27 protein-coding genes are annotated in these 26,033 nt (G+C 72.6%); 17 read left to right on the top strand and 10 right to left on the bottom strand.

What is annotated here, in order from left to right; all coding sequences use genetic code 11:
* Positions 1 to 115 precede the first annotated feature (115 nt).
* Positions 116 to 814, top strand: coding sequence for a TetR/AcrR family transcriptional regulator (locus ASG94_RS20895; RefSeq protein WP_200958226.1), 699 nt, complete (start codon positions 116 to 118; stop codon positions 812 to 814).
* Position 815: 1 nt separating this feature from the next.
* Here ASG94_RS20895 and ASG94_RS20890 read toward each other — a convergent pair whose 3' ends face one another.
* The 6 genes from ASG94_RS20890 to ASG94_RS20865 form a co-directional block, all read right to left on the bottom strand.
* The gene (locus tag ASG94_RS20890) at positions 816 to 2,510 is read right to left on the bottom strand and encodes an FAD-binding dehydrogenase (RefSeq protein WP_056928421.1); all 1,695 of its coding nucleotides are present in this window, start codon (positions 2,508 to 2,510) and stop codon (positions 816 to 818) included.
* Positions 2,507 to 3,133, bottom strand: a complete 627-nt coding sequence (locus ASG94_RS21920) for a TetR/AcrR family transcriptional regulator (RefSeq protein ID WP_056928420.1) — start codon at positions 3,131 to 3,133, stop codon at positions 2,507 to 2,509. Before ASG94_RS21920 ends, ASG94_RS20890 begins: the two co-directional genes overlap by 4 nt.
* Positions 3,134 to 3,275: 142 nt before the next feature.
* On the bottom strand, positions 3,276 to 5,063 hold the full coding sequence (locus tag ASG94_RS20880; protein WP_235537357.1) for an acetyl/propionyl/methylcrotonyl-CoA carboxylase subunit alpha: 1,788 nt from the start codon (positions 5,061 to 5,063) through the stop codon (positions 3,276 to 3,278).
* A 75-nt stretch (positions 5,064 to 5,138) separates the two neighbouring features.
* Positions 5,139 to 6,194, bottom strand: coding sequence for an ABC transporter ATP-binding protein (locus ASG94_RS20875; protein WP_056928419.1), 1,056 nt, complete (start codon positions 6,192 to 6,194; stop codon positions 5,139 to 5,141).
* Positions 6,191 to 7,669 carry an ABC transporter permease gene (locus tag ASG94_RS20870; protein WP_200958225.1) on the bottom strand — a complete coding sequence of 493 codons (1,479 nt, stop codon included), beginning with the start codon at positions 7,667 to 7,669 and terminating at the stop codon, positions 6,191 to 6,193. The genes ASG94_RS20875 and ASG94_RS20870 overlap by 4 nt, the downstream gene beginning before the upstream one ends.
* Before the next feature lie 47 nt (positions 7,670 to 7,716).
* A complete protein-coding gene (locus ASG94_RS20865; RefSeq protein ID WP_082624422.1) occupies positions 7,717 to 8,757 on the bottom strand; it encodes an iron ABC transporter substrate-binding protein in 1,041 nt (346 codons plus the stop codon).
* A 133-nt stretch (positions 8,758 to 8,890) separates the two neighbouring features.
* Between ASG94_RS20865 and ASG94_RS20860 the strand changes: the two genes are divergently transcribed.
* The 7 genes from ASG94_RS20860 (at position 8,891) to ASG94_RS20830 (ending at position 14,983) form a co-directional block, all read left to right on the top strand.
* The gene (locus ASG94_RS20860) at positions 8,891 to 10,087 is read left to right on the top strand and encodes an acyl-CoA dehydrogenase family protein (RefSeq protein ID WP_056928418.1); all 1,197 of its coding nucleotides are present in this window, start codon (positions 8,891 to 8,893) and stop codon (positions 10,085 to 10,087) included.
* Positions 10,088 to 10,134: 47 nt separating this feature from the next.
* Positions 10,135 to 10,923, top strand: a complete 789-nt coding sequence (locus ASG94_RS20855) for an SGNH/GDSL hydrolase family protein (protein ID WP_056928417.1) — start codon at positions 10,135 to 10,137, stop codon at positions 10,921 to 10,923.
* 119 nt (positions 10,924 to 11,042) lie between these two features.
* Complete coding sequence (locus ASG94_RS20850; RefSeq protein ID WP_056928416.1) at positions 11,043 to 11,519, top strand: GtrA family protein; 477 nt, start codon at positions 11,043 to 11,045, stop codon at positions 11,517 to 11,519.
* 54 nt (positions 11,520 to 11,573) lie between these two features.
* Positions 11,574 to 12,563: a Bug family tripartite tricarboxylate transporter substrate binding protein gene (locus ASG94_RS20845; RefSeq protein WP_056928441.1), complete on the top strand. Its 990-nt coding sequence runs from the start codon at positions 11,574 to 11,576 to the stop codon at positions 12,561 to 12,563.
* Positions 12,563 to 13,075: a tripartite tricarboxylate transporter TctB family protein gene (locus ASG94_RS20840; RefSeq protein ID WP_056928415.1), complete on the top strand. Its 513-nt coding sequence runs from the start codon at positions 12,563 to 12,565 to the stop codon at positions 13,073 to 13,075. The genes ASG94_RS20845 and ASG94_RS20840 overlap by 1 nt, the downstream gene beginning before the upstream one ends.
* A gap of 1 nt (position 13,076) precedes the next feature.
* The gene (locus ASG94_RS20835; RefSeq protein ID WP_056928414.1) at positions 13,077 to 14,594 is read left to right on the top strand and encodes a tripartite tricarboxylate transporter permease; all 1,518 of its coding nucleotides are present in this window, start codon (positions 13,077 to 13,079) and stop codon (positions 14,592 to 14,594) included.
* Positions 14,594 to 14,983, top strand: a complete 390-nt coding sequence (locus tag ASG94_RS20830) for a universal stress protein (protein ID WP_056928413.1) — start codon at positions 14,594 to 14,596, stop codon at positions 14,981 to 14,983. Before ASG94_RS20835 ends, ASG94_RS20830 begins: the two co-directional genes overlap by 1 nt.
* Here ASG94_RS20830 and ASG94_RS20825 read toward each other — a convergent pair.
* Entirely contained in the window at positions 14,970 to 15,584 is a 615-nt protein-coding gene (locus ASG94_RS20825; RefSeq protein ID WP_056928412.1) for a Maf family protein, read from the bottom strand. The genes ASG94_RS20830 and ASG94_RS20825 overlap by 14 nt on opposite strands.
* Before the next feature lie 144 nt (positions 15,585 to 15,728).
* Between ASG94_RS20825 and ASG94_RS20820 the strand changes: the two genes are divergently transcribed.
* Together ASG94_RS20820 and ASG94_RS20815 are read left to right on the top strand one after the other, a co-directional pair.
* On the top strand, positions 15,729 to 15,908 hold the full coding sequence (locus ASG94_RS20820; protein WP_056928411.1) for a hypothetical protein: 180 nt from the start codon (positions 15,729 to 15,731) through the stop codon (positions 15,906 to 15,908).
* On the top strand, positions 15,905 to 16,711 hold the full coding sequence (locus tag ASG94_RS20815; RefSeq protein WP_156411742.1) for a hypothetical protein: 807 nt from the start codon (positions 15,905 to 15,907) through the stop codon (positions 16,709 to 16,711). The genes ASG94_RS20820 and ASG94_RS20815 overlap by 4 nt, the downstream gene beginning before the upstream one ends.
* Positions 16,712 to 16,743: 32 nt before the next feature.
* On the opposite strand, the gene ASG94_RS20810 is transcribed toward ASG94_RS20815, so the two are convergent.
* The 3 genes from ASG94_RS20810 to ASG94_RS20800 are packed head-to-tail and all read right to left on the bottom strand — an operon-like array spanning position 16,744 to position 20,338.
* Positions 16,744 to 18,432: a DUF885 domain-containing protein gene (locus ASG94_RS20810; protein WP_200958223.1), complete on the bottom strand. Its 1,689-nt coding sequence runs from the start codon at positions 18,430 to 18,432 to the stop codon at positions 16,744 to 16,746.
* Positions 18,433 to 18,458: 26 nt separating this feature from the next.
* Positions 18,459 to 18,695: an acyl-CoA carboxylase subunit epsilon gene (locus ASG94_RS20805; protein WP_162260850.1), complete on the bottom strand. Its 237-nt coding sequence runs from the start codon at positions 18,693 to 18,695 to the stop codon at positions 18,459 to 18,461.
* Positions 18,696 to 18,718: 23 nt separating this feature from the next.
* Entirely contained in the window at positions 18,719 to 20,338 is a 1,620-nt protein-coding gene (locus tag ASG94_RS20800) for an acyl-CoA carboxylase subunit beta (RefSeq protein WP_082624420.1), read from the bottom strand.
* 54 nt (positions 20,339 to 20,392) lie between these two features.
* Between ASG94_RS20800 and ASG94_RS20795 the strand changes: the two genes are divergently transcribed.
* From ASG94_RS20795 to ASG94_RS20765, 7 genes are all read left to right on the top strand, one after another.
* Entirely contained in the window at positions 20,393 to 21,190 is a 798-nt protein-coding gene (locus ASG94_RS20795) for a biotin--[acetyl-CoA-carboxylase] ligase (RefSeq protein ID WP_056928408.1), read from the top strand.
* Positions 21,191 to 21,202: 12 nt separating this feature from the next.
* A complete protein-coding gene (locus ASG94_RS20790) occupies positions 21,203 to 21,718 on the top strand; it encodes a PH domain-containing protein (RefSeq protein ID WP_056928407.1) in 516 nt (171 codons plus the stop codon).
* The gene (locus tag ASG94_RS20785) at positions 21,708 to 22,724 is read left to right on the top strand and encodes an adenylate/guanylate cyclase domain-containing protein (RefSeq protein WP_235537356.1); all 1,017 of its coding nucleotides are present in this window, start codon (positions 21,708 to 21,710) and stop codon (positions 22,722 to 22,724) included. The genes ASG94_RS20790 and ASG94_RS20785 overlap by 11 nt, the downstream gene beginning before the upstream one ends.
* 105 nt (positions 22,725 to 22,829) lie before the next feature.
* Positions 22,830 to 23,141 (top strand): winged helix-turn-helix domain-containing protein, encoded by a 312-nt coding sequence (locus ASG94_RS20780; protein ID WP_056928405.1) that lies wholly within the window; start codon positions 22,830 to 22,832, stop codon positions 23,139 to 23,141.
* Between the two features lie 35 nt (positions 23,142 to 23,176).
* Positions 23,177 to 24,334: a 5-(carboxyamino)imidazole ribonucleotide synthase gene (locus ASG94_RS20775; RefSeq protein WP_082624419.1), complete on the top strand. Its 1,158-nt coding sequence runs from the start codon at positions 23,177 to 23,179 to the stop codon at positions 24,332 to 24,334.
* Between the two features lie 11 nt (positions 24,335 to 24,345).
* Complete coding sequence (purE, locus tag ASG94_RS20770; protein WP_056928404.1) at positions 24,346 to 24,861, top strand: 5-(carboxyamino)imidazole ribonucleotide mutase; 516 nt, start codon at positions 24,346 to 24,348, stop codon at positions 24,859 to 24,861.
* On the top strand, positions 24,858 to 26,030 hold the full coding sequence (locus ASG94_RS20765) for a heparan-alpha-glucosaminide N-acetyltransferase domain-containing protein (protein WP_327152788.1): 1,173 nt from the start codon (positions 24,858 to 24,860) through the stop codon (positions 26,028 to 26,030). The genes purE and ASG94_RS20765 overlap by 4 nt, the downstream gene beginning before the upstream one ends.
* The last annotated feature ends 3 nt before the right edge of the window (positions 26,031 to 26,033 follow it).

Here is a 26,033-nt window from a genome sequence, read left to right as displayed (position 1 = left end):
CTGATGTTGGGAGAGCGCTGCTCTCGTTTCCACCAGCATGCGCGCCCTCGACACGGAAAGCAAGAGCACTGCTCACATTCGATACGCATGCTCACTTCTGTGGCATGCTCGGCACATGAGCGACGTCACCACCCCGAGGGCACGAGCGCGCGAGCAGACGATGCGCGACATCGTCCGGATCGGCCGCAGCCACCTGGCCACCGAGGGGGCGGCCGCCCTCTCGCTGCGTGCGGTGGCCCGCGACCTCGGGGTGGTGTCCTCGGCCGTCTACCGCTACGTCGGCAGCCGCGACGAGCTGCTCACGCTGCTCGTCGTCGACGGGTACGACGAGCTGGGCGACGCCGTGGACGCCGCCCTGGAGCGTGTGCCCCGCGCCGACCATGCCGACCGGATGCGGGCGATCGGCCGGGCGGTGCGGGCCTGGGCGCTGGCCGAGCCGGCGACGTACGCCCTGCTCTTCGGCAGCCCGGTGCCCGGCTACTCCGCTCCCGCGGAGCGGACGACCGGCCCGGGCACGCGCGTCATCCTCCGGCTGGTCGAGGTGTGGGAGGACGCCTGGGCGGCCGGCGAGATCACCCTGCCGGACGGGTCCGTGTCGCCCCGGCGGCTGTCGCGCGACCTGGCCCGGATCCGGCGCGAGCTCGGCCTCACCGCCCCCGACGAGCTGGTCGCGCGCGGGATGCTGGCGTGGGCGGCACTGTTCGGGTGCGTGAGCTTCGAGCTGTTCGGGCAGTACGGCCCGGACGCCTTCGCCGAGCCGAAGGACATCTTCGAGCACCACCTCGAGGTGCTCGTGGCGGCCGTCGGCCTGTGACTCAGCGCGCGAGCGCGCGCCCCACCGCGCGCCCGCTGAAGATGCAGCCGCCGAGGAAGGTCCCCTCCAGCGCGTTGTGGCCGTGCACCCCGCCGCCGCCGAACCCGGCGACCTCGCCGGCGGCGTACAGGCCGGGGACCGGTCGCCCGGCCGCGTCGAGGCACCGGCCCTCGAGGTCGGTCTCCAGCCCGCCGAGGGTCTTGCGGGAGAGGATGTTGAGCCGGACCGCGATGAGCGGGCCGTGCGTGGGGTCCAGGATCTTGTGGGGCCTGGCGACCCGGATCAGTCGATCGGTGCGGCTGCGCCGGGCGTTGTGGATCGCCATGACCTGGATGTCCTTGGTGAAGGCGTTGTCCATCTCGCGGTCGCGCGCGACGAGGTGGCGCTCGAGGTCCTCGACCTCGAGCGCCGGCCCGCGGGCGATCACGTTCATCCCGGCGACCAGCTCCTCGAGGGTGTCGGCGACGACGAAGTCCTCGCCGTGCTCCTTGAACGCCTCGACGGGGCCGGGCGCTCCCTTGGCGAGCCGGGTCCTCGCCAGGTACCCGAGGTCCTTGCCGGTGATGTCGGGGTTCTGCTCGGAGCCGGAGAGGGCGAACTCCTTCTCGATGATCGACTGGGTCAGCACGAACCAGGAGTAGTCGTGCCCGGTGGCCAGGATCTGCTTCATCGCGCCGATCGAGTCCGCGCCGGGCACGCCCGACATCCCCTCCAGCCGGCGACCGTTCGCGTCGAACCACATCGAGGAGGGGCCGGGCAGGATCCGGATCGCGTGGTCGGGCCAGACCGGGTCCCAGTTGTGGATGCCCTCCACGTAGGCCCACATCCGGTCCCGGTTGACCATGGTGGCGCCGGCCGCCTCGGAGATGGCCTGCATCCGCCCGTCCACGTGCGCGGGGACCCCGCTGATCAGGTGCGTGGGCGCCGGGCCGACCCGCTCGGTCGGCCAGCTGCGGCGCATGAGCGCGTGGTTGTGGCCGATCCCGCCGCTCGTGACCACGACCGCCGGGGCGCGGTGCTCGAAGGTGCCGGCCGCGTCGCGGTTCGACCTCACGCCGCGCTCGGCGTCGTCGTCGGCCAGGACCGTGCCGCGTACGCCGACGACCGCACCGTCGCGGACGACCAGCTCGTCGACCTGGTGGCGGAACGCGAAGCGCACCCAGCCGGCCGCCTCGGCCGCCTGCACGGGCTCGGCGAAGACGCGGACCACCTCCGGGCCGGTGCCCCAGGTGAGGTGGAAGCGGGGCACGGAGTTGCCGTGGCCCGTGGCGCGCCCGTCCCCCCGCTCGGCCCAGCCGACGAACGGCAGGGACCGCAGGCCGAGCGCACGCAGGTAGTCGCGCTTCTCCTCGTGGGCGAACCGCACGTAGGCCTCCGCCCACCGCCGCGGCCAGTGGTCCTCGCCGCGCCCCGGTCCGTCGGTGCCGTCGCCGAGCCGGTCGAACTGGGCGCTGCCCAGCCAGTCCTGCAGGGCGAGCTCCGGGGAGTCCTTGATGCCCATCCGGCGCTGCTCGGGCGAGTCGACGAACAGCAGTCCGCCGAGGGACCACCAGGCCTGCCCGCCGAGGTTGTGCCGGTTCTCCTGGTCGAGCACCAGCACCCTCCTGCCGGCCAGCGCGAGCTCGTGGGTGGCGACGAGACCGGCGAGGCCGGCCCCGACGACGATGACGTCGGGCTCGAAGGCGGTCTGGGTCACGGGATCTCCTCGGTGGCGGGGCGGCGGTCGACGATGAGGTGGGCCAGCAGCTCCAGGGCGCGCTCGACGGTGCGACCGGGCGGTGCGGACGGGTCGGGGTCGAGGGCCGAGAACGCCAGCCCGTCGAGGAAGTTGACGACGATGCTGAGCACCGCGGGCAGGTCCTGCGGCGGCAGGAGGTTGCCCCACAGGTCCGTCGCGGCCGCGAGCATCTGCTCCTGGAGCCCCTCGCGGGCCGGGAGCAGGGCGAGCCGCAGCCCCGGGTCGGCCCGGGCCGCGACGAGCAGCTCGCGCCACGTCTGGTTGGCGGGGGAGAGCACCACCGAGCGCAGGTGGCCCAGCACGGCGGCGACGGCCTCGACGTCGGGGGACGGGTCTCCCGCCAGGCCGCGGAAGGCGGCCACGTTGCGCTCGGCCACCACCTCGGCGGTGGCGACCAGCAGGTCCTGGCGGGTGGGGAAGTGCCGGAACAGCGCCCCCTGGCTCACGCCGGCCGCCGCGGCCACCGCGGAGGTGGTGGTCGCGGCGTACCCGCGCGTGGCCAGGCACTCGACGGTGGCGTCGAGGAGCCGCGTGATCGTCGCGTCGCGACGTTCGGCCTGGGTACGACGAGGGGCGGTCACGACCCGAGTGTCACATAAAAAGTGATCACTCGCTATCTGTTTGCATGAGTCCCCGCTCGAGCGGGAAGACTGTCACCGTGTGACGGTTGCAACGGTCACACGGTGACAGAGTCCCCGCCCGGGCGGGGACTCTCCCGCAGCTTCAGTCCTTGAGCTCGCAGATGACTGCACCGTTGGTGACCGTCGCGCCGACCTCGGCCTGGAGCCCGGTGACGGTGCCGGACTTGTGGGCCTTGAGCGGCTGCTCCATCTTCATCGCCTCCATGACGACCACGACGTCGCCCTCGGCGACCTCCTGGCCCTCCTCGACGGCGACCTTGACGATGGTGCCCTGCATCGGGCTGGTCACGGCGTCGCCGGAGGCGGCGGCACCGGCCTTCTTGGCGGCCCGCTTCGGCTTCTTGGCCGCACCGTTGCCCCCGCCCGTGGAGAGGCCGCCCAGCCCGGCGGGGAGCACGACCTCGAGCCGGCGCCCGCCGACCTCGACGGTGACCCGCTGGCGCTCGCCCTGCTCCTCGGCCTCGGCGTGGCCGCCGGCGTACGGCTCGATCTGGTTGTTGAAGTCGGTCTCGATCCAGGTCGTGTAGACGGTGAACTCGCCCTCGCCGGACGGCGTCGACGCACCGACGTACGCCGGGTCGGTGACGACCGCCTGGTGGAACGGGATGACCGTGGGCATGCCGTCGACGACGAACTCGGCCAGCGCACGCCGTGAGCGCTCGAGCGCCTGGGTGCGGTCGCGGCCGGTGACGACGAGCTTGGCGACGAGGGAGTCGAAGGAGCCGGGGATGGTCTCGCCCTCGAGGTAGCCGCCGTCGACGCGGACGCCCGGACCGCTCGGCGGGGCCCACGTGGACAGGGTGCCGGGCGCGGGCATGAAGTTGCGCCCGCCGTCCTCGGCGTTGATGCGGAACTCGATGGAGTGGCCGCGGATCTCGGGGTCGTCGTAGCCGAGCTCCTCGCCGGCCGCGATGCGGAACATCTCGCGGACCAGGTCGATCCCGGTGACCTCCTCGGAGACCGGGTGCTCCACCTGGAGGCGGGTGTTGACCTCGAGGAAGGAGATCGTGCCGTCCTTGGCCACGAGGAACTCGCACGTGCCGGCGCCGACGTAGCCGGCCTCCTTGAGGATCGCCTTGGACGACTCGTAGAGGCGGGTGAGCTGGTCGTCGCTGAGGAACGGCGCGGGCGCCTCCTCGACGAGCTTCTGGTGGCGGCGCTGCAGCGAGCAGTCGCGGGTCGAGACGACCACGACGTTGCCGTGCTGGTCGGCCAGGCACTGGGTCTCGACGTGGCGGGGCTGGTCGAGGAACTTCTCCACGAAGCACTCGCCGCGACCGAAGGCGGTGACCGCCTCGCGCACCGCGGAGTCGAAGGCGTCGGCGACCTCGGAGAGCTCCTTGGCGACCTTGAGCCCGCGACCGCCGCCACCGAAGGCGGCCTTGATCGCGATCGGCAGGCCGTGCTCCTCGGCGAAGGCGACGGCCTCCTGGGCGTTCTCGAGGGGGTCCTTGGTGCCGGGGGCCAGCGGGGCGCCGACCTTCTCCGCGATGTGGCGGGCCCGGACCTTGTCGCCGAGGCTCTCGATGGCCTCCGGCGGCGGGCCGATCCAGATCAGCCCGGCGTCGATGACGGCGCGGGCGAAGTCGGCGTTCTCGGCGAGGAAGCCGTAGCCGGGGTGCACGGAGTCGGCACCGGACTTCTGCGCCACCGCGATGATCTTGGCGATGTCGAGGTACGACTCGGCGGGGGTGGACCCCTCGAGCGAGTGCGCCTCGTCGGCGAGCTTGACGAAGAGCGCGTCACGATCGGGGTCGGCGTAGACCGCCACGCTCCCGATGCCCGCGTCCTTGCAGGCGCGGATGACGCGCACTGCGATCTCGCCACGGTTGGCGATGAGGACCTTCTGCAATCCCTGCTTGTCGGCCACGGAACACTCCAAGTCTGCTGCCTGCGATGCCGCTGGGCACACTATCGCCCCCTCGCGCCGGCGCCGACCGAGGTGTCAGTCGCGGACCGGGGCGGGGTAGGCGTGCACCGTCCCGCGGACGCCGATGCGTACGCGGTCGCCGGCCCGCGGGGCCGACGGGCCGGACACCCGGGCCACGAGGGCGGCGCCGCCGACCGAGAGCCGGATGGCCGCGTCGTGGCCGTAGAAGCTGACCTCGTCGACCAGTGCCTCCACCCCGGCCGGGTCGAGGACGACCTGGTCGGGACGGATCACCAGCACGAGGTCGTCGGCGGACGCGGGGTGGGCGAGGGTCACGGCACCGAGCGCACAGGTGGCCGAGACGCCCTGCCCGGCGCGACCGGGCAGCGGCGTGGCGCCGCCGACGAAGCGGGCGAGCTCGGGGTCGTGCGGGGCGAGGTAGACGTCGGCGGGCGAGCCGGCCTGGATGAGGCGGCCCTCACGCAGGACCGCGACCTGGTCGGACAGCGACAGCGCCTCGGACTGGTCGTGGGTGACCAGCAGCCCGGTGGCGTGCGCCGCCCGCAGGGCGCGGGCGACGGCGCGCCCGGTGGACTCGCGCAGGGAGGCGTCCAGGGAGGAGAAGGGCTCGTCCAGGAGCACGACGGTGGGTCGCGGCGCCAGCGCGCGGGCGAGCGCGACCCGCTGCTGCTGACCCCCGGAGAGCTCGTGGGGCGCCCGGCTGCGGAAGGCACGCGGGAGCTCGACGAGGTCGAGCATCTCGTCGATCCTCGAGCCGGAGTCGCGCTGACCGCGGGGCAGCCCGAAGCCGATGTTGCCGGCGACGTCGAGGTGCGGGAAGAGCGCGCCCTCCTGCGGGACGTAGCCCACTCGGCGGTCCTGGGGCGGCACCGGTCGCCCGTCACCGGCGACGACCCGGTCGTCGAAGGCGATGGTCCCTGAGTCGGGGGCCAGGAAGCCGGCGATGAGCCGCAGCAGCGTCGTCTTGCCGCAGCCGCTGGGGCCGAGCACGGCGGTGAGCGAGCCGTGCGGCACGTGCAGGCTGACGTCGTCGACCGCGCGGGTCTCCGTCTGCTCCGAACCCGTCGGGGGGAAGACCTTGCTCACCCCCGTCACCGTCAGTGCGCTCATGGGTGCAGTCTCTCCTGCCGCATGAGCAGCACGGTCGCGGGCACCGAGATGAGGACGAGGAGCAGGGCGTACGGCGCCGCCGCGCCGTAGCGCAGCTCCGAGGACGCCGACCAGAACTCGGTCGCCAGGGTGCGGGTGCCGATGGGGCTGAGCATCAAGGTGGCCGTCAGCTCGGTGGAGATGGCGAGGAAGACCAGCGCGGCGCCGGCCCCCAGGCTCGGCGCGATGAGCGGCAGGGTGACCCTGCGGGCGGTCGCGATCGGACCGGTGCCCAGGCTCTGCGCCACGTGGTCGAGGACCACCGGCGCCTGCTCGAGCCCCGAGCGGACCGAGACCACCGCACGGGGCAGGAAGAGGATCGCGTAGGCCACGACCAGCAGCAGGGCGGTCTGGTAGACGAGCGGCACCAGGCGCAGGCTCGCCACGACCAGCGCGAGGCCGACCACGATGCCGGGCAGCGCGTTGGCGACGTACGTGCTGCGCTCGACGAGGGTGGTGAGCCGGCCGCGGTAGCGCACGGCCAGCCAGGCCACCGGGACCGCCGCGACCGTGGTCGCGAGCGCTCCCAGGGCGGCCAGGACGACGGTGGAGCCGGTCGCGGAGAGCAGGTCGTCGACGGGGAACTCGGTCGAGGTGCCCACCGCCAGCCAGTGCAGCAGGGCGTACGTCGGCACGCCCACGGCGAGCACGACGAGCCCGGTGACGAGGAGCAGCAGCGGCCAGCGCAGGCCGCGCAGGGCCACGGGCTCGGACAGCCGCGCCGCGCCCTGGCCGACCCGTGAGTAGTGCCGGGTGCCGCGCAGGCGCAGCTCCGCGAGCAGCAGGAACAGGCACAGCAGCACCAGGACGCCGGCCATCGCGGTCGCCGCAGAGCCGTTGAAGGTGGAGCCGTACTGGTCGTAGATGGCGGTGGTGAAGGTCGGGAAGCGCAGCAGGGCCAGGGCGCCGAACTCGGCCAGCAGGTGCAGCCCCACCAGCAGTGCGCCGCCCAGCAGGGCCGGTCGCAGCTGCGGGAGGACGACCCGGGCGAAGGTCTGCCAGCGGGTGTGGCCGAGCGACCAGGAGGCCTCCTCCAGCGCCGGGTCGAGCCCGCGCAGGGCCGCCACGGCGGGCAGGTAGACGAGGGGGTAGTAGGACAGCGTCACCACCAGCCAGGCCCCGCCGAACCCGTTGATCGAGCGGTCCAGCGAGACCCAGGCGTAGCCGTTGACGAACGCCGGCACGGCCAGCGGCGCCACGAGCAGCCCGTGCCAGAGGCGGCGGGCCGGCAGGTCGGTGCGCTCGACGAGGAAGGCCAGCGCGATCCCCAGTGCGGCGGTGGCGGCCATGGTGGCCGCGGCCAGCGTCACGGTGTTGCGGAGCAGGTCCAGCACCCGCGGCCGGAAGACGAGCTCCCAGATCTCCCGGGGGCCGATGATCACGATGTACGTCGCGACGTACACGAGCGGGATCAGTGCGAGCAGCGCGACAGCCACCCCTGCGGCCAGCAGCAGGGGTGGGGTCGCGGTGCGGGCTCCGGTCCTCAGAGCAGTCCGGCCTCGGTCATCAGCTCGGTCACCTGGGGACCGTTGAGGCTGGAGACGTCGACGGCCGGGGGCTCGAGCTCGTCGAAGGGCTTGACGTCCCGGTTGAGCTCGGCGTCCGGGTTGAGCGGGTACTCCAGCGCGTAGGACTCGGCCATGGCCTGCTGCGCGGTCGTCGAGGTCAGCCACTCGACGAACTCGTCGGCGGCCTCCTGGTGCTCGCTGCTCTCGAGGATCCCCGCGCCCGAGACGGACAGGAAGGCCCCGGGGTCCTGGTCGCCGAAGAAGTAGAGCTCGGAGCTGTCCGAGTCCGACCCGCCCTCCTCGCGGTCGCGGTACCAGTAGTAGTGGTAGGCGATCCCGGCGTCGATCTCGCCGGAGTCGGCCGCCTGCATGACCACGAGGTTGTTCTGCAGGACGACCCCGTTGGCGGCGAGGCCCTCGAGCCAGGTGCGGGTCGCCTCCTCGCCCTCGAGCTCCAGCACGGCCGAGACGATCGCCTGGAAGTCGGCCCCGGTGGGGGAGAAGCCGACGCGGCCCTTCCACTCGGGGTCGGCGAAGTCGAGGATGCTCGCCGGCATGTCCGCCTCGGTGACGTTGTCGGTGTTGTACATGACCACCGTCGAGCGGGCCAGGAAGCCGGTCCAGGTGCCCGAGCTGGGGACGTACTCCGCCGGGATGTTGTCGAGCGCGGCCTGCGGCACCGGCGCGAAGAGCCCGGCGTTGTCGACGATGCTCATCGCGGGCGAGTTCTCGGTGAGGAAGACGTCGGCGGGGGAGTCGCTGCCCTCCTCGACGATCTGGTTGGCCATCTCGAGGTCCTTGCCGCTGCGCAGCTCGACGTCGAGGCCGGACTCCTCCTCGAAGAGCGGCACGATCTCGTCGAGCAGCTCCTCGTGCTGGGCGTTGTAGATGACCAGGTCCGGCGGGTTGAGGATGCTGCACGCGCCCAGGGGGGCGACCAGCAGCGCGGCGACGGTGGCGCCGGCCCAGCGGCGAGCGGTACGACGCAGGGGGCGGCGCAGGGGGGAGGTCGGCATGGAGACGGGTCCTCGCGGATCGGATGGCGTGACGGTCGTTAGGGTCGGCTTACCTTAGTGGACTGTACGGGCCCGACCGGAATCGAGGTCGACGGGGTTAGCGATCGTTAACCAACGCGGCTACTCTCTCCCCATGACCTTCGAGCTGTCCCCCGAGCACGAGCAGTTCCGGCGCAGCGTGCGCGAGTTCGCGCAGGCCCAGATCGCCCCGCACGCGGCCCAGTGGGACCGCGACCACCACTTCCCGACCGACGTGGTGCAGCAGATGGGCGACCTCGGGTTGATGGGGCTCACGGCCCCGGAGGAGTTCGGCGGCTCCGGCCTCGCCGGCGAGGACGGCGGCTTCACCTCGCTGTGCCTGGCCATCGAGGAGATCGGTCGCGTCGACCAGTCGATGGGCATCACGCTCGAGGCCGCGGTCGGCCTGGGCATCAACCCGATCCTCACCTTCGGCACCGAGGACCAGAAGAAGACGTGGCTGCCCGACCTGGTCTCCGGCCAGCGGCTCGCCGGCTTCGGCCTGACCGAGCCCGGCGCCGGCTCCGACGCGGGGGCGACCAGGACCAAGGCCGTCCTGGCCGACGGCGAGTGGGTCGTCAACGGTGCCAAGCAGTTCATCACCAACTCCGGCTCCGAGATCACCTCGCTCGTCACCGTCACCGCCCGCACCGGTGAGCGTGAGGGCGGCAAGGCCGAGATCTCCACCATCATGATCCCGAGCGGGACCCCCGGCTTCACGGCCGAGAAGGCCTACGACAAGCTCGGCTGGCACGCCTCCGACACCCACCCGCTGTCCTTCGAGGACGCCCGGGTGCCCGAGTCGCACCTGCTCGGCGAGCGCGGTCGCGGCTACGCGCAGTTCCTCGCCACCCTCGACGACGGACGGGTCGCGATCGCCGCCCTCGCCGTCGGCTGCATCCAGGCCTGCCTCGACCTGTCCCTGGAGTACGCCGGGCAGCGACAGACCTTCGGCGGTCCCATCGGACGCAAGCAGGGCGTCGCCTTCCAGATCAGCGACCTCCAGGTCATGCTCGACGCCTCGCGCCTGCTCACCTACAAGGCGGCCGCGATGAAGGACGCCATGGACGCCGGCCACGCCGTCTCCACGAAGGACTTCAAGCAGGCCGCCGCCGTCGCCAAGCTCTACGCCACCGAGTCGGCCGTCACGGCGACCCGCATCGCCACCCAGGTCTTCGGCGGCTACGGCTTCATGGAGGAGTACCCCGTGGTGCGCTTCTACCGCGACGCCAAGGTGCTCGAGATCGGCGAGGGCACCTCGGAGGTCCAGCGGATGCTCATCGCGCGGGGGCTCGGCCTGCCGGTCGAGTGACCGGTCGGCCCTGTTCAGGGCCGTCCCACCGGGCGTACGTTCCGACCATGAAGCGCACCGTCACCGCCCTCGTCCTGCTGGTCCTCGCCCTCGCCGGGGCGGCCCCGGCCGCGGCGGCGCCGCGTCAGTCCATCGAGTACGACGCCCTCGGTGACTCCTACGCGTCGGGCTACGGCGTCCCGCCGTACTCGGCGACCTGCGGGCGGTCGCAGTCGGCGTACGCCGTCCTGGTCGACGGGCGCAAGAAGATCACCCTCGACGACTTCGTCGCGTGCGCCGGGGCGACGACCACGTCCCTCGTGTCGGGCGGACAGCTCTCGGCACTCGACGACGACACCGACCTGGTCACGCTCAGCATCGGCGGCAACGACATCGGCTGGTCCTCGGCGGTGGGCGCCTGCCTCGGCGGCACCGACCTGCAGTGCTCCGGGGCCCTGGGCCTGGTCCGCGGGCGCATCGTCACCCAGCTGCCGGGGCTTCTGGACGCCGTCCACACGCAGGTCGCGGCGGCTGCTCCCGATGCCAGCGTCGTGGTGACGGGCTACCCGCGCCTGTTCTCGCCGGAGAACGGTGCCTACCTCGGTGCCTCGCTCGCCGAGCAGCAGGCCCTCAACGACGGCGCCGACCTGCTCAACGGCGTGGTCGAGGCGGCGGCCGTCCGGCACGGCTTCGACTTCGTGGACGTCACCGAGCGGTTCGACGGCCACGGCGTCAACGCTCCGGAGCCCTGGGTCCTCGGCCCGTTCGACCCGGGCGCCTTCCACCCCACTCTCGACGGCTACCTGGCGTACGCCGCGGCCGTGACGGCGGCGGTCAACCCCGCGCGCCTGCGCTGACACCTCGCGGCCAGGGGGCCGAGCACCGGCTCTCCGACGGCCGGTCGAGTGAGCAATGCCTCCCGTCACGGCGCGCCGAGGAGACCGGATCGGCGCGGTGCTCGGGCTAGCCTTTCACCGTGACGCCGAGGGGCCGCCGGCTGGCGGGGGAGATCTGGCGCTACCTGGCCGTCGGGCTGGTGGCGACCACCGTCTCGGTGATCCTGTTCAACCTGCTGGTCCACGGCTTCAACACCGAGGGCATGGCGCCCATGAACGACCAGCCGCAGCTCGGCTACGTCCTGGCCAACCTCGTCGGCACGGTGATCGCCTACCGGGGCACGCGCTCGTGGGCCTTCCGGCACCGCTCGACCCGTCACCTCGACGGCGGACGCACGGCCTTCGTGGCCATCAGCCTCGTCACCATGCTCATCCCGATGGCGTGCCTGTGGATCAGCCGCAACCCGCTCGGGCTCGACGACCCGGTCTCCGACAACCTCTCGGCCAACGTGATCGGGCTGGCCATGGCCAACGCCGCGCGCTTCGTGATGACCCGCCAGCTCGTCTTCGGGATCCGCGACGAGGTAGCCGAGGACGGCGTCGCCACCACGCTCTGAGACCGCCGGGGTCGTCCTCGACACGGCACCCGTCCCGGGTGCACGATGTGGCGCATGCGACGGCTGGGGCGACGTACGACGGCCATCCTGGCGAGCCTCGGGGTCGCGCTCTCGCTCGCCGGGTGCGGCGTCACCCGCGGCGACGACAGCCGCGACCTGCTGATGATCATCCCCAACAGTCCCGGCGGGGGCTACGACCAGACCGGCCGTGCCGCCGTGGGCGTCATGGAGGACGACGACATCACGGGCGGCAGCTTCACCGTGGAGAACGTCATCGGTGCCGGCGGCGCTGCCGCGATGACGCAGCTGATCGGCGAGGCCGGCGACGAGCACACCCTGATGACGGTGGGCCTCGGCGTCGTCGGCTCGACGTACTCGTTCGCCAGCGGCTACGGCCCGCTCGACGCGACGCCGGTCGCGCAGCTGATGAGCGAGCCCGAGGGCATCCTGGTGCCGGCCGACTCGCCGTACGAGACCGTCGACGACTTCGTCGACGCGTGGAAGGCGGACCCTTCCTCGCTGGCCATCGGCGGCGGCTCGTCGCCCGGCGGCCCCGACCACCTCTTCCCGATGCAGCTGGCCGACGAGGTCGGCATCGACCCCCGCGACGTCAACTACGTGTCGTACGACGGTGGCGGGCCGCTCACCAGCGCCCTGCTCGGCAGCAAGATCGACGTCGGGTTCTCGGGGCCCGCCGAGTTCCTCGGCAGCGTCGAGGACGGCGAGCTGCGGATGCTGGCCGTCTCCGGGGAGGAGCGCTCCCCGCAGGAGGCGTTCGCCGACGTGCCCACGCTGACCGAGTCGGGCATCGACCTGGTCTTCCTCAACTGGCGAGGCCTGCTCGCCCCGCCGGACATCTCCGAGGAGCGTCGCGACGAGCTCATCGGCTACCTCGAGGCGATGCACGACACGCCGCAGTGGCAGGACACGCTGACCGAGAACGGCTGGACCGACGACTTCACGACCGGTGACGACTTCGAGGCCTTCCTGCAGGAGCAGGACACGCGGGTCTCCACCACCCTGACGGATCTGGGACTCCTCTGATGGCCGACACCGCAGCACCCCGCACCGAGCCGGTCGAGGTCGACCGCGCGCAGTACGGCCTCGCCGCCGTCCTCGCCCTGGTCGGTCTCTGGACGATCATCGACGCCCGCGGCCTCAACGTCGGCTTCGGCGACCCCATCGGTCCCCGCGTCTTCCCCTACGTCGTCGGCGCGTCGATGATCGTGCTCGCCGTCCTGCTCGCGGTGGCCACCGCCCGCGGCGACGTGGCGCAGGGCGAGGAGGGCGAGGACGTCGACCTCACCAGCCCGGCCGACTGGGTCACCGTCGGCAAGCTGGCCGGGATCCTGGTGCTCAACGTGCTGCTGGTCAACGTGCTCGGCTGGGCCGTGACCGGGGGGCTGCTCTTCGCGGGCTGTGCCTGGGCCCTCGGGTCGCGCACCCTGGTCCGCGACCTCGTCGTGGGCGTCGTGATGGCGGCCGCCACCTGGTACTTCTTCTACGTCGGCCTCGACGTGCCGCTGGCGCCCGGGATCCTGGACGGGGTGCTCTGAGATGGACACCCTCACCCTGCTCCTCGACGGCTTCGCCAGCGCGCTCACGCCGCAGAACCTCGCCTTCTGCGCGGTCGGCGTGCTCCTCGGCACGTTCGTCGGCGTGCTGCCCGGCATCGGCCCGGCCATGGCGGTGGCCCTGCTGCTGCCCCTCACCTTCGGCCTCGAGCCCACCCAATCGTTCATCCTCTTCGCCGGCATCTACTACGGGGGCATGTACGGCGGCTCGACGACCTCGATCCTGCTCAACACCCCCGGCGAGTCGGCTTCGGTGATGACGGCCATCGAGGGCAACAAGATGGCCAAGAAGGGCCGTGCCGCCCAGGCGCTGGCCACCGCGGCGATCGGGTCCTTCATCGCCGGCACCATCGGCACCCTGCTCGTCGCGTTCTTCACCCCGGGCCTGGCGCGGGTCGCGGTCAACATCGGGGCGCCGTCGTTCTTCGCGATCATGCTGTTCTCCCTCGTGCTCGTCACCGCGGTGCTGGGCTCGTCCAAGCTGCGTGGCTTCATCGGGCTGGCGATCGGCCTCACCATCGGGCTCGTCGGCCTCGACCTCTCGACCGGCCAGGCACGGCTGACCGGTGGGGTCCTCCAGCTCGCCGACGGCATCGACATCGTCGTCGTCGCGGTCGGCATCTTCGCCATCGGCGAGGCCATGTGGATCGCCGCGCACCTGCGTCGCGCCCCGCTCGACGTGATCCCGGTCGGGAGGCCGTTCATGAGCCGTGAGGACTGGTCGCGCTCCTGGAGGCCGTGGCTGCGCGGCACCGCCCTCGGCTTCCCGTTCGGTGCGCTGCCCGCCGGTGGCGCGGAGACGCCGACGTTCATGTCCTACGTCCTGGAGCGCAAGCTCTCGCGCAGGTCCGACGAGTTCGGCCACGGGGCCATCGAGGGCGTCGCCGGGCCGGAGGCGGCCAACAACGCCAGCGCCGCCGGGATGTTCGTGCCGCTGCTGGCTCTGGGCCTGCCGGTGACCGCGACGGCGGCCGTGCTGCTCGCGGCCATGCGCACGTACGGCATCGTGCCCGGGCCCACGCTGATGGCCGACCAGCCCGACCTGGTGTGGACGCTGCTCGCCAGCCTGCTCATCGGCAACACCCTGCTGCTGGCGATCAACCTGCCGCTGGCGCCCCTGTGGGCCAAGCTGCTGCGCATCCCGCGACCCCAGCTCTACGCGGGCATCCTGTTCTTCGCCTCGCTGGGTGCCTACGCGGTCAACCAGAGCGCCTTCGACGTCGCCCTGCTGCTGGTCTTCGGCGCCGTCGGGTTCGCCGTACGCCGCTTCGGCATCCCGCTCCTGCCCCTGATCCTCGGCGTCATCATCGGCCCGCTCATGGAGACCAAGATGCGCGAGGCGCTCGACCTGTCCAACGGCGCGATCAGCGGGCTGTTCAACGAGCCGCTGGCGATCTTCGTCTACCTGCTCATCCTGCTGGCCCTCGTCGTGCCCACGGTCCTGTCCCGGGTCCGTGGTCCGGTGCCCCACCCCGTGTCCAACGAGTCGGAGGTCTCCTGATGGCTGTCGTGATCGGCTTCATCCCGGACGAGTACGGCGAGGCCGCGCTCGCCTACGGCCTCGGCGAGGCGCAGCGGCGCCACACCGGCGTCGTCATCGTCAACAGCACCAAGGGCGACGCCCTGGTCGACCGTCGCTACCTCGGCGAGGACGACAAGGTGACCCTCGAGGAGCAGCTGGCCGCCAGTGGGGTCGAGCACGAGCTGCGCCAGACGACCGGCAAGGACATCGCCGACGAGATCCTCGCGGTCGCCAAGGAGGTCATCGCCGACGTGATCGTGATCGGCATCCGGCACCGCACCCCGGTCGGCAAGGTGATCATGGGCAGTGTCGCCCAGCGCGTCATCATCGACGCCACCTGCCCGGTCATCGCGGTCAAGCCGGGCTGACGCCGGCCTCGTCCCACAGCGCGGTCCAGGTGTGGCCGAGCTCGACGACGAGCTCGCGCAGCAGCGGGAGGCTGACCCCCACGACGTTGTGGTGGTCGCCCTCGATCCCGCTGACGAACGCGCCGCCGAGGCCGTCGACGGTGAAGGCGCCGGCCACCTCCAGCGGCTCGCCGGTGGCGACGTACGCCGTGATCTCGTCGTCGCTGACGTCGGCGAAGTGCACCGTCGTGCTCGCCGTCGCCGCGGCCACGCGACCCGAGGAGACCTCGCGCAGGCAGTGACCGGTGTGCAGCACGCCGCTGCGCCCCCGCATCATCTGCCACCGCTGGACCGCCACCTCCGCGGACCCGGGCTTGCCCAGTGCCTCGCCGTCGAGCTCGAGCACCGAGTCGCAGCCCAGCACCAGCGCGCCGGTCGGGACGTCCTCGCGCGTCGCCACCGCAGCGCACTTGAGCTCGGCCAGCCGGAGCGCCAGCTCGGCCGGCGGCAGCCCGTCGAGCTGTGACTCGTCGACCCCGCTGACGATCACGCGGGGTTCGACGCCCGCGGAGCGCAGGGTGGCGAGCCGGGCGGGGGAGGCGGAGGCGAGGACGAGCTGCATGGTCCCGACCCTAGGACGTCGACCCACCCCGCCCGAGCGTGGGCGGTCGCAGTCCTCGGACGACTGCGACCGCCCACGACCGCGTCTCTCCACAGGCCACGACTCCCAGGTGTGGGTTGCACGCGGACGGAGCAGCATCCGCTCGTGCCCCGCCGCCGTGACTGCCTCCTCGACCGTGCGGCGCTGCGCCGGCTGATGGAGCGCCAGTCGGGGGTCGTCTCCCGCCGCCAGGTCCTCGAGGCCGGCGGGGACGACGTCGACATCCGGGGCATGCTGCGGGCCCGCGTGCACGAGGGCGTGTACGTCGACCACACGGCCCGTTGACCCGCTCACAGCGGACCTGGGCCGCCGTGCTCCTGCACTGGCCGGCGGCTGCGCACCGGCAGACGGCACTCGACCTGCACGGAGTCCGCCGCGACCGCCGTCCGCGCGGACCGGACGACCCCGTGTGGGTGATGATCGACGCGGCGAGGCGGTCCCCGGCGCCGGTGCCCGGCGTCCGGGTCGAGCGCGTGCGCGGCGCGTCCTCCTGGCTGACCTCGCACCGGTGGCCCCCGCGGGTCACGGTGGAGCTGGCGTTGCTCAAGGTCGCCTCGCAGCGAGACCTCGCGGGCGCCGTCGCCGTGCTGGCCGATGCCTGCCAGCAGGGTCGGACCGATGTCACGAAGCTGCTCCACGCCCTCGAGCGGCTCGGCACCCTGAAGGGCCGGGCCGCGCTGGTGGACGTGCTGCAGGACGTGGCCGAGGGTGCCCGGTCGGTGCTGGAGCACCGTTACCTGCGCGACGTCGAGCGCGCCCACGGGCTCCCCGCGGGGCGGCGACAGGTCCGCGACGCGCGCCAGGGTCGCGCGGTCGTCCGCGACGTGACGTACGAGGCGGAGGGCCTCGTCGTCGAGCTCGACGGGCGGTTCGGGCACCGGGACTCCGAGGACAGGTGGGCCGACCTCGACCGGGACCTCGACGCCGCGGTCCACGCGCTCGTGACGATCCGGCTCGGGTGGTCGCAGGTGCTGTCCCCGTGCCGTGTCGTCGGCGCGTTGGCGGCCATCCTCGGGGCACGGGGCTGGGCAGGAACCCCTCGCCGATGTCGCCCCGGCTGCCCGGTCGGAGGTCGTGGGCGGTCGTAGTCCTCTGGTGGCTGCGACCGCCCACGCTCACCTCACAGCCGCGCGAGCGCCGCCCGGAGCGGGTCGAGGCCCAGCGAGCCGAGGTCGAGGGCCGCGCGGTGGAAGGCCTTGAGGTCGAAGTCGTCGCCCTGCCGCGCGCGCACGTCGTCTCGGGCCTGGAGCCAGATGCGCTCGCCGACCTTGTACGACGGTGCCTGTCCCGGCCAGCCGAGGTAGCGGTTGATCTCGAAGTCGAGGACCTCCGACTCCATCTGGCAGTGCTGGCCGAGGAACTCGCGGCCCAGCTCGGGGGTCCACGTCTCACCGGGGTGGAAGCCGAACGGGTTGTCCTCGGGGATCTCCAGCTCGAGGTGCATGCCGATGTCGACGATCACCCGCGCGGCCCGGAAGGACTGCCCGTCGAGCATGCCGAGGCGGTCGGCCGGGTCGGCCAGGTGGCCGAGGTCGTCCATCAGCCGCTCGGCGTACAGGGCCCAGCCCTCGCCGTGCCCGCTGACCCAGCACATGAGCCGCTGCCAGCGGTTGAGGCTCTCGCTGCGGTACGCCGTCTGGGCGACCTGGAGGTGGTGGCCGGGGACGCCCTCGTGGAAGACGGTCGTCACCTCGCGCCACGGGTAGAAGTCCTCGATGCCGTCCGGCACCGACCACCACATGCGCCCGGGGCGCTCGAAGTCCTCCGACGGGCCCGTGTAGTAGATGCCGCCGTCGTTGGTCGGGGCGAGCATGCACTCGATGCGGCGGATCGGCTCGGGGATGTCGAAGTGGACGTCGGCCATGTCGGCGAGCGTGCGGTCGGCGAGCTCCTGCATCCAGTCGCGGAAGGCCTCGCGACCGTGCACGACGCGGGCGGGGTCGGCGTCGAGGTGCGCCACCGCCTCGGCGACCGTGGCGCCGGGCAGGATGCGGTCGGCGGTGGCGGCCATGTCGTCGGCCAGCCGCTTGAGCTCCTGCCAGCCCCAGGCGTAGGTCTCCTCCAGGTCGACCGTTGCTCCGAGGAAGTAGCGGCTGGTCAGCGCGTAGTGCTCGCGGCCCACCGCCTCCTTGTCACGGCCCTGCGGCTCGAGCTCGTCGGACAGGAAGAGCCCGAAGTCGGCGAACGCGCGGGTGGCCGCCCGGGCGTGCTCGCGCATCCGCTCGGCGAGGTCGCCGGCGGGGGCACAGCGCTCGACGAGGCCGGCGAAGAAGTCCCCGCTCTCGCCCGTCTCGCCCGTCCAGCCGCGGATCTGCTCGACGACCTTCGCGTACTGCGCCGATGCCGACACCCGCCCGTGCGACGCCTCGTCGGCCAGGGTGACGCGGTAGCCCTGCACCGCGGCGGGGATCGCCGCGAGGCGGGCGTCGATCGCCTCGAGGGCGGCGTCGCCCTCGGTGGGCATGAGGTCGAAGACCTGGCGCATCCCGTGGACGGCGCTGTCGATGACCGACACCATGCACCGCGCGATGCCGGCGTCCTCCATCTCGAGCTCGAGGCGGTGGCGCTCGAGGAAGGAGTCGCGGGCCGCGGCCTCGCGGTCGTCGACGGGCGTCGCGGCCTCCACGGCCGAGACCGCGCGGCGTACGAGGTCGACGCGGGCGTCGTAGCCGGCCGGCGAGTAGTCGGGCAGGCGGTCGTCGTGCCCGGCGACGCCGTAGTACGTCGCGGCGATGGGGTCGAGGGCGCAGAAGTCCTCGACGAACGCCTCGCAGAGGGCGTCGATGGTCCGGGAAGAGGTGTCGGTCACGGAGGCGACCCTACGACCTGCCGCCCCTAGCGGGGTGCCGCGCTCGAGCGCCAGCCGCCGGGACCGCTGGGGTGGGTGCGGCGGACGCCACGGTGCGGCGCCGACCACTCCGGCGTACGTCGCCTCGGCGCCTCGTCGCCCGCGGTCCCGAGGGAGGCGAACACGGCCACCAGGGCCGCGACCTCCTCGGGGGTGGCGTCGGGGTTGACCACGCGTAGCAGCGGCGCGGCAGCCGTCCCGGGCCCGCTGTCGCTGTCGCTCACAGCGCCGGATCGTTCGCTGCCGCTCACAGCGGGATGTTCCCGTGCTTCTTGGGCGGCAGGGTCTCGCGCTTGGAGCGCAGCAGCCGCAGCGAGCGGACGATCTCCGAGCGGGTCTCGTGGGGGGAGATGACGGCGTCGATGTAGCCGCGCTCGGCCGCGATGTAGGGGTTGGCCAGGGTGTCGTCGTACTCCTGGACCAGCTCGGCGCGGCGCTCCTCGACGTTGCCGGCCTTCTCGGCCTCCGCGATCTCCTTGCGGTAGAGGATGTTGACCGCGCCCTGGGCGCCCATCACCGCGATCTGGCCGGTGGGCCACGAGACGTTGATGTCGGCGCCGAGGTGCTTGGAGCCCATCACGTCGTAGGCGCCGCCGTAGGCCTTGCGCGTGATGACCGTGATCAGCGGCACAGTCGCCTCGGCGTAGGCGTAGATCAGCTTGGCGCCGCGGCGGATGATGCCGTTGAACTCCTGGTCGGTCCCGGGCAGGAAGCCGGGCACGTCGACGAACGTCAGCACCGGGATGTTGAAGGCGTCGCACGTGCGCACGAAGCGGGCGGCCTTCTCGGAGGCGTCGATGTCGAGGGTGCCGGCGAACTGCATCGGCTGGTTGGCCACGACGCCGACCGGGCGACCCTCGACGCGGCCGTAGCCGACGATGATGTTGGGCGCGAAGAGCGGCTGGACCTCGAGGAACTCCTGGTCGTCCAGCACGGTCTCGATGACCGTGTGCATGTCGTACGGCTGGTTGGCGCCGTCCGGGATCAGCGTGTCGAGCGCCCGGTCCAGGTCGCCCAGCTCGAGGTCGGCCTGCTCGTCGTAGACGACCGGCTCGTCGAGGTTGTTCTGGGGGAGGTAGGACAGCAGCGCCTTGACGTACTCGATGGCGTCCTCCTCGTCGGAGGCCATGTAGTGGGCGTTGCCCGACTTGGTGTTGTGCGTCCGCGCGCCGCCGAGCTCCTCCATCGTGACGTCCTCGCCGGTGACGGTCTTGATGACGTCGGGCCCGGTGATGAACATCGCGGAGGTCTTGTCGACCATGATCGTGAAGTCGGTGACCGCGGGGGAGTAGACGTGGCCGCCGGCGCAGTTGCCCATGATCATCGAGATCTGCGGGATGACGCCCGAGGCGTGCACGTTGCGGCGGAAGATCTCGCCGTACAGGCCGAGCGAGACGACGCCCTCCTGGATGCGGGCGCCGGCGCCCTCGTTGATGCCGATGATCGGGCAGCCGGTCTTGATGGCGAGGTCCATCACCTTGGTGATCTTCTCGCCGTAGACCTCGCCCAGCGAGCCGCCGAAGACGGTGAAGTCCTGGGAGAACACGCAGACCTGGCGGCCGTCGACGGTGCCGTAGCCAGTGACGACGCCGTCGCCGTACGGACGGCGGTCCTGCAGGCCGAACGCGGTCGAGCGGTGTCGCGCGAGCTCGTCGAGCTCCACGAAGGAGCCCTCGTCGAAGAGGAGCTCGATGCGCTCGCGGGCGGTCTTGCGCCCCTTCGCGTGCTGCTTCTCCACGGCCTTGGCCGAGCCGGCGTGGACCGCCTCGTCGAGGCGCCGCTCGAGATCGGCGAGCTTGCCTGCCGTCGTGTGGATGTCGATGTCGCTGTCCCCAGCAGGGACGTCCGTGCCCTCGCCGGGCTGCACCTGTGCACTCACGTCGTGTGGCCTCCTGTTGTCTGCGTCCGACAATGTAGTGCCATGACCTCCGCCCCGGCACCGCGCCCAGCACTCGACCCCGACCGCATCGCGGCGCCCGACGGCTGGCGCGTCGAGGTCACCGAGGCCACCCCCTCCACCAACGCCGTGGTGGCCGAGCGTGCCCGTGCGGGGGAGGAGGAGGGCCTCGTCGTGGTCACCGAGCACCAGACCGCGGGCCGGGGGCGCCTCGACCGGGTGTGGGAGACCCCGGCGCGCACCTCGCTGACCTTCTCGGTGCTGCTGCGCCCCGACGTGCCCGCCCAGGACTGGACGTGGCTGCCGCTGCTGACGGGGTACGCCGTCCAGGCCGCCGTCGCCGACCGGATCCCCGAGATCGCCCTCAAGTGGCCCAACGACGTGCTGGTCGAGGAGCGCAAGCTGGCCGGCATCCTCGTCGAGCGGATCGAGACACCGACCGGTCCCGCGGCGGTGGTCGGGGTGGGCATCAACGTCTCCCAGACGCTCGACGAGCTCCCCGTCGCGCTGGCCACCTCCATCGAGCTGGAGACCTCGGAGCGGGTCGACCGCACCGGACTGCTCGGCCAGGTGCTGGGCTCCCTGCACGGCCTCCAGGGCCTGCTCGGCGACACCGCCTCGCTCCGCGCGGCCTACACCGACGTCTGCTCCACCCTGGGCCGCGAGGTCGACGTCCACCTCCCGGGCGGCCCGGACGGCGTGGAGGTACGCCGCGGCGAGGCGCTCGCCGTGGACGACCGGGGCGCGCTGGTGGTGAGCACCGGCGAGGGGACCTTCACCGTCGGGGCGGGCGATGTCGTTCACGTGCGCCCGCGCCAGTGACATGATCGGGACGTGGCCTTCCCGACCAAGCTCCTCAACGACGGCGAGCGCGTCGTCGTGTCCACGCGGACGCACCCCAAGGCGCTCGTCCTCCCGGTGGTCGTGCTCGTGCTCCTGGCCGCGGCGGTGACCTGGCTCGGCACCGTCAGCGACTCGACCGGCCTCGGCCTGGCCGCAGGCCTCGTGGCCGCGGCGATCGCCGTGTGGTTCGTGCTGCGGCCCTTCCTGGACTGGCTCACCACGACGTACACCTTCACCAACCGTCGCTTCATCAAGCGCTCCGGCCTGATCGCCAAGGAGGGCCGCACGATCCCGCTCAACCGGATCAGCGGCGTCGACTTCGAGATCGGCGTCGTCGACCGGCTCTTCGGCTGCGGCACCCTCATCGTCTCCGACGCCAGCACCAACGGCCGGGTGCTGCTCTCCGACATCCCGCGCGTCGAGCAGGTCCAGCTGCGGGTGGCCGAGGAGCTGCACACCCTCTCCACGGGCGGCCCGGCCGCCGAGCGCGTCGACGATGGCACCTGAGCGCCGACGCCGCGGGCAGCAGGGGCCGGACGCGACGGCCCCGGCCCCCGAGCGCCTGGACATGGCGATCCTGGGCGAGCAGCCCACGCTGACCGCCCTCGAGGTCGCCTCCGAGACCGGGGTGACGGTGGACCAGACGCGACGCCTGTGGCGCGCGCTCGGCTTCCCCGACCAGCTGGGCGAGCGGGCCTTCACCCGGGCCGACGCCGAGGCGGTCCGCGACGTCGTCGGGATCGTCGACAGCGGCTCGGTCGACTTCGACATGGCGGTCAACATGACCCGTGGCGTCGGCCAGACCATGGCGCGCCTCGCGGACTGGGAGGTCGCGACCCTGTCCAACCGGGTGGAGGAGCTCGAGGCCGGACCGGACGCCCTGGGCTCCCGCGTGGGCTCGGCCCTGCGGCTGATCGAGGACGTCAGCCCCCACTTCGAGAGGACGCTGGTCTACGCGTGGCGCCGCCACCTCGCCGCGGCGGTCGCGCGGATGGAGGCGATGGGCGCCAACGACGAGGACCTGCACACCGTCGACGTGACGGTCGGCTTCGCCGACCTGGTGTCCTTCACGGCGCTGTCCAACGAGATGGACCGCGACAAGATCGGCGACCTCGTGGAGAAGTTCGAGGGCCGCTGCCACGACGTCGTCACCAACCACGGCGGCCGGATCATCAAGAGCCTCGGCGACTCGGTGCTCTTCGTGATCGCCGACGCCGAGTCGGCCATCGAGGTGGCCGAGGGGATCATCAACGTGATCGGGCGCGACCCCAAGCTCCCCGACGTCCGCGTGGGCCTCGCCTCGGGGCCGGTGGTGCCGCGACTGGGCGACGTGTTCGGCCCGCCGGTCAACATGGCCGCGCGGCTGACGGCCGTGGCGCGGCGCAACCGCCTCATCATCGACCAGCGCACGGCCGACCAGCTGCCGGTCGAGGAGTTCGAGAGCCGCCGGCTGCCCGCGCGACCCGTGCACGGCTTCGGGCTCGTGGAGCCGGTCGCCGTACGCCGCCGCTGACCCGCGGCCCCCCTTTCCCACGACACGTCCAACCGGACCAGACCATTCGTCCACGTTTGGGTAAAACCGCCCGCACGGGCACCCGGCACCACGCAACCTTGGCCCGTGCTCAAGGTCCAGGACGTCCGTCTCGACCCGCACGAGCGGAAGGTGTGGAGGGGTGACCGGGAGATCCGGCTGTCCCGCAAGGAGTTCGACCTCCTCCACGCGCTGATGGCTCGGGCGGGTCTGGTGGTGACCCGCGCCGAGCTCATGGAGGACGTGTGGGACACGACCTTCTGGACCTCGTCCAAGACCATCGACGTCCACCTCGGGTGGCTGCGCCGCAAGCTGGACGACGACCCGCGCAAGCCGCGGCTCATCACCACCCTGCGGGGCCACGGGCTGCGCTTCGAGACGAGTGCCGAGACGACCTGAGCGACGCTCAGGACGGCTGCCCTAGGGTTTCCTGCGTGACCGACCGTGCACCCACCCTCGCCGTGATCGGCGGAGGGCAGCTGGCCCGGATGATGGCGCAGCCGGCGATCGCCCTGGGCCTGCCGCTGCGGCTGCTCGCCGAGGCCGAGGGCGTCTCCGCCGCCCAGGTGATCCCCGACCACGAGGTCGGCGACTACACCGACCTCGACACCCTGCGCCGTGTGACCACGGGCTGCCCCGTGGTCACCTTCGACCACGAGCACGTGCCGACCGCGCACCTGCACGCGCTCGAGGAGTCCGGCGTCGCCGTACGTCCCGGACCCGGGGCGCTGGTCCACGCCCAGGACAAGGGCGTCATGCGCGCCCGGCTCGCCGAGCTGGGCATCCCGTGCCCCCGCAACGCGCTGGTCGCCACCCCGGCCGACGTGGAGGCGTTCGGGTTCCCGTGCGTCCTCAAGACCACGCGGGGCGGGTACGACGGCAAGGGGGTGTGGGTGGTCCGCGAGCCGGCCGATGCCGACGCGGCCTTCGCCGCGGCCGCCGCGGCCGGGGTCGAGGTGCTCGCCGAGGAGCTCGTCGACTTCCGTCGCGAGCTCTCCGCCCTGGTGGCCCGCTCGCCCAGCGGCCAGGCCGCGTCCTACCCCGTCGTCGCCTCCACCCAGCTCGACGGCATCTGCTTCGAGGTCGTCGCCCCCGCCCCGGACCTGTCGCCGGCCCTGGCCGGACAGGCGCAGGAGATCGCGCTGCGCGTCGCGGGGGCGCTCGACGTGACGGGCATCCTCGCCGTCGAGCTCTTCGAGACGACCGACGGCCGCATCCTCGTCAACGAGCTGGCGATGCGGCCGCACAACACCGGCCACTGGACGCAGGACGGCGCGGTCACGTCGCAGTTCGAGAACCACCTGCGCGCCGTCATGGACCTCCCGCTCGGCTCACCCGCCCCGCGGGCGCGCTGGACCGTGATGGTCAACATCCTGGGCGGGCCCGCCGACACCGGACGGCTGTACGACGGCTTCCCGCACGCGATGGCCCGTGACCCGCACCTGCGGGTGCACCTCTACGGCAAGGACCTGCGACCCGGCCGCAAGGTCGGCCACGTCAACGCCTACGGCGACGACCTCGACGACTGCTTGGAGCGCGCGCGGCACGCCGCCGCGTGGTTCCGCGGCGACCTCGGCAACCACAGTGAGTGAAGGTGAGTGACATGACGGCACGCGTCGGCATCGTGATGGGGTCGGACTCCGACTGGCCCGTGATGGAGGCGGCGGCCCAGGCCCTCGCCGAGTTCGACGTCGAGGTGGAGGCCGACGTCGTCAGCGCCCACCGGATGCCGGACGAGATGCTGGCCTACGGTCGCGAGGCCGCCGGGCGCGGCATCGAGGTGATCATCGCCGGCGCCGGCGGCGCGGCCCACCTGCCCGGGATGCTCGCCGCGGTGACGCCGCTGCCGGTGATCGGCGTGCCCGTGCCGCTGAAGGCGCTCGACGGCATGGACTCGCTGCTGTCGATCGTGCAGATGCCGGCCGGGGTGCCGGTCGCCACCGTCGCCATCGGCGGGGCCCGCAACGCCGGGCTGCTCGCCGTACGCATCCTGGCCAGCGGCGACGCCGCGCTCCAGCAGCGGATGGTGGACTTCCAGGCCGAGCTGCGACAGGTGGCCACCGACAAGGGCGCCGTCGTCCGCAGCGCCGCGGGCGGCGCCCGGAGGCTCGGCTTCTGACCGACCTGCCGGCGCCGGGACGCCTCGTCGCCATCGACGTGGCGCGCTGCCTGGCGCTGCTCGGGATGGTCGCCACGCACGTCCTCGTCGCCCGCGACCCCGACGGGTCGCTGTCGTTCGGGCAGGCGCTCGCCGGCGGTCGCGCGTCCGCGCTCTTCGCCGTCCTGGCCGGGGTCAGCATCGCCCTGATGACCGGGCGGCGCCTCCCGGTCACCGGCAGCGCCCGGGGCCGCGCGTCGGCGGGACTCGCCGTCCGGGCCGTGCTGGTGGCCGCCGTCGGCCTGGTGCTCGGCGAGGTCGGCTCGGGCATCGCGGTGATCCTCACCTACTACGGCGTGGTCTTCGTGCTGGCCCTGCCCTTCCTCGGGCTGTCGGCGCGCTCGCTGGCCCTGCTCGCGGCCGGGTGGCTGGTGGTCGCCCCGGTCGTCTCCCACCTCGTGCGACCGTCGCTGCCCGAGCGGCAGTACGCCAGCCCGACCTGGGGCCAGCTCGTCGCCGACCCCGGCGGACTGCTGGCCGAGCTGACGTTCACCGGCTACTACCCGGCCGTGCCGTGGCTGGCCTACGTGCTCGCCGGGATGGCGGTCGGTCGCCTCGACCTCACGTCGCGGCGTACGGCGGGACTCCTGGTCGCCGGGGGAGCGGCGGCCGCCCTGCTGGCGACCGCGGCCTCACGGGTCCTGACGGCCGGTACAGAGGTGCAGCGGGCCCTGCTCGTGGAGCCGCCGGCGCAGGACGTCGACGGCGCCGCCCTGCTCGACCGGATCGCGGCCGGGCTGCCCGGCACCACGCCGACCGGGGGTTCGTGGCAGTGGCTCCTGGTGGTGGCGCCGCACACGGCCACCCCGTTCGACCTCCTCCAGACGACCGGCTCGGCCCTCCTGGTCATCGGTGCCGCGCTGCTGGCCCTGTCCGTCGCGGGGGCCGTCACGGGGCGGGCGGTGGCCCTCTTCTTCGGGGCCGGCGCGATGACGCTCACCCTCTACTCGGTGCACGTCGTGGCGCGGTCGCAGGGCTTCCTGCCCGACACCCTGCGCGACAGCTACCTGTTCCACGTGCTGCTCCTGCTGGGCATCGGGTCCGTCTTCGCGGCCACGCGCTCCCGCGGTCCGCTCGAGGGGCTGGTCGGCGCCGCCTCCCGTGCCGCTGCCGGCCGGTCCGGCCCCTAGGCT

This window comes from Nocardioides sp. Soil805, from assembly GCF_001429625.1.
Taxonomy (GTDB): Bacteria; Actinomycetota; Actinomycetes; order Propionibacteriales; family Nocardioidaceae; genus Nocardioides.
Note: the sequence above shows the minus strand (reverse complement) of the source record. Positions and strands in the feature narration are given on the sequence as shown.

What these genes read in the sequence shown, in the direction of transcription:
- ASG94_RS20895 (WP_200958226.1), top strand. Translation starts at nt 116, where the DNA reads ATGAGCGACGTCACCACCCCGAGGGCACGAGCGCGCGAGCAGACGATG.
- ASG94_RS20875 (WP_056928419.1), bottom strand. Translation starts at nt 6,194, where the DNA reads ATGAGCGCACTGACGGTGACGGGGGTGAGCAAGGTCTTCCCCCCGACG.
- ASG94_RS20865 (WP_082624422.1), bottom strand. Translation starts at nt 8,757, where the DNA reads ATGCCGACCTCCCCCCTGCGCCGCCCCCTGCGTCGTACCGCTCGCCGC.
- ASG94_RS20860 (WP_056928418.1), top strand. Translation starts at nt 8,891, where the DNA reads ATGACCTTCGAGCTGTCCCCCGAGCACGAGCAGTTCCGGCGCAGCGTG.
- ASG94_RS20855 (WP_056928417.1), top strand. Translation starts at nt 10,135, where the DNA reads ATGAAGCGCACCGTCACCGCCCTCGTCCTGCTGGTCCTCGCCCTCGCC.
- ASG94_RS20845 (WP_056928441.1), top strand. Translation starts at nt 11,574, where the DNA reads ATGCGACGGCTGGGGCGACGTACGACGGCCATCCTGGCGAGCCTCGGG.
- ASG94_RS20840 (WP_056928415.1), top strand. Translation starts at nt 12,563, where the DNA reads ATGGCCGACACCGCAGCACCCCGCACCGAGCCGGTCGAGGTCGACCGC.
- ASG94_RS20835 (WP_056928414.1), top strand. Translation starts at nt 13,077, where the DNA reads ATGGACACCCTCACCCTGCTCCTCGACGGCTTCGCCAGCGCGCTCACG.
- ASG94_RS20830 (WP_056928413.1), top strand. Translation starts at nt 14,594, where the DNA reads ATGGCTGTCGTGATCGGCTTCATCCCGGACGAGTACGGCGAGGCCGCG.
- ASG94_RS20825 (WP_056928412.1), bottom strand. Translation starts at nt 15,584, where the DNA reads ATGCAGCTCGTCCTCGCCTCCGCCTCCCCCGCCCGGCTCGCCACCCTG.
- ASG94_RS20795 (WP_056928408.1), top strand. Translation starts at nt 20,393, where the DNA reads ATGACCTCCGCCCCGGCACCGCGCCCAGCACTCGACCCCGACCGCATC.
- ASG94_RS20785 (WP_235537356.1), top strand. Translation starts at nt 21,708, where the DNA reads ATGGCACCTGAGCGCCGACGCCGCGGGCAGCAGGGGCCGGACGCGACG.
- purE (WP_056928404.1), top strand. Translation starts at nt 24,346, where the DNA reads ATGACGGCACGCGTCGGCATCGTGATGGGGTCGGACTCCGACTGGCCC.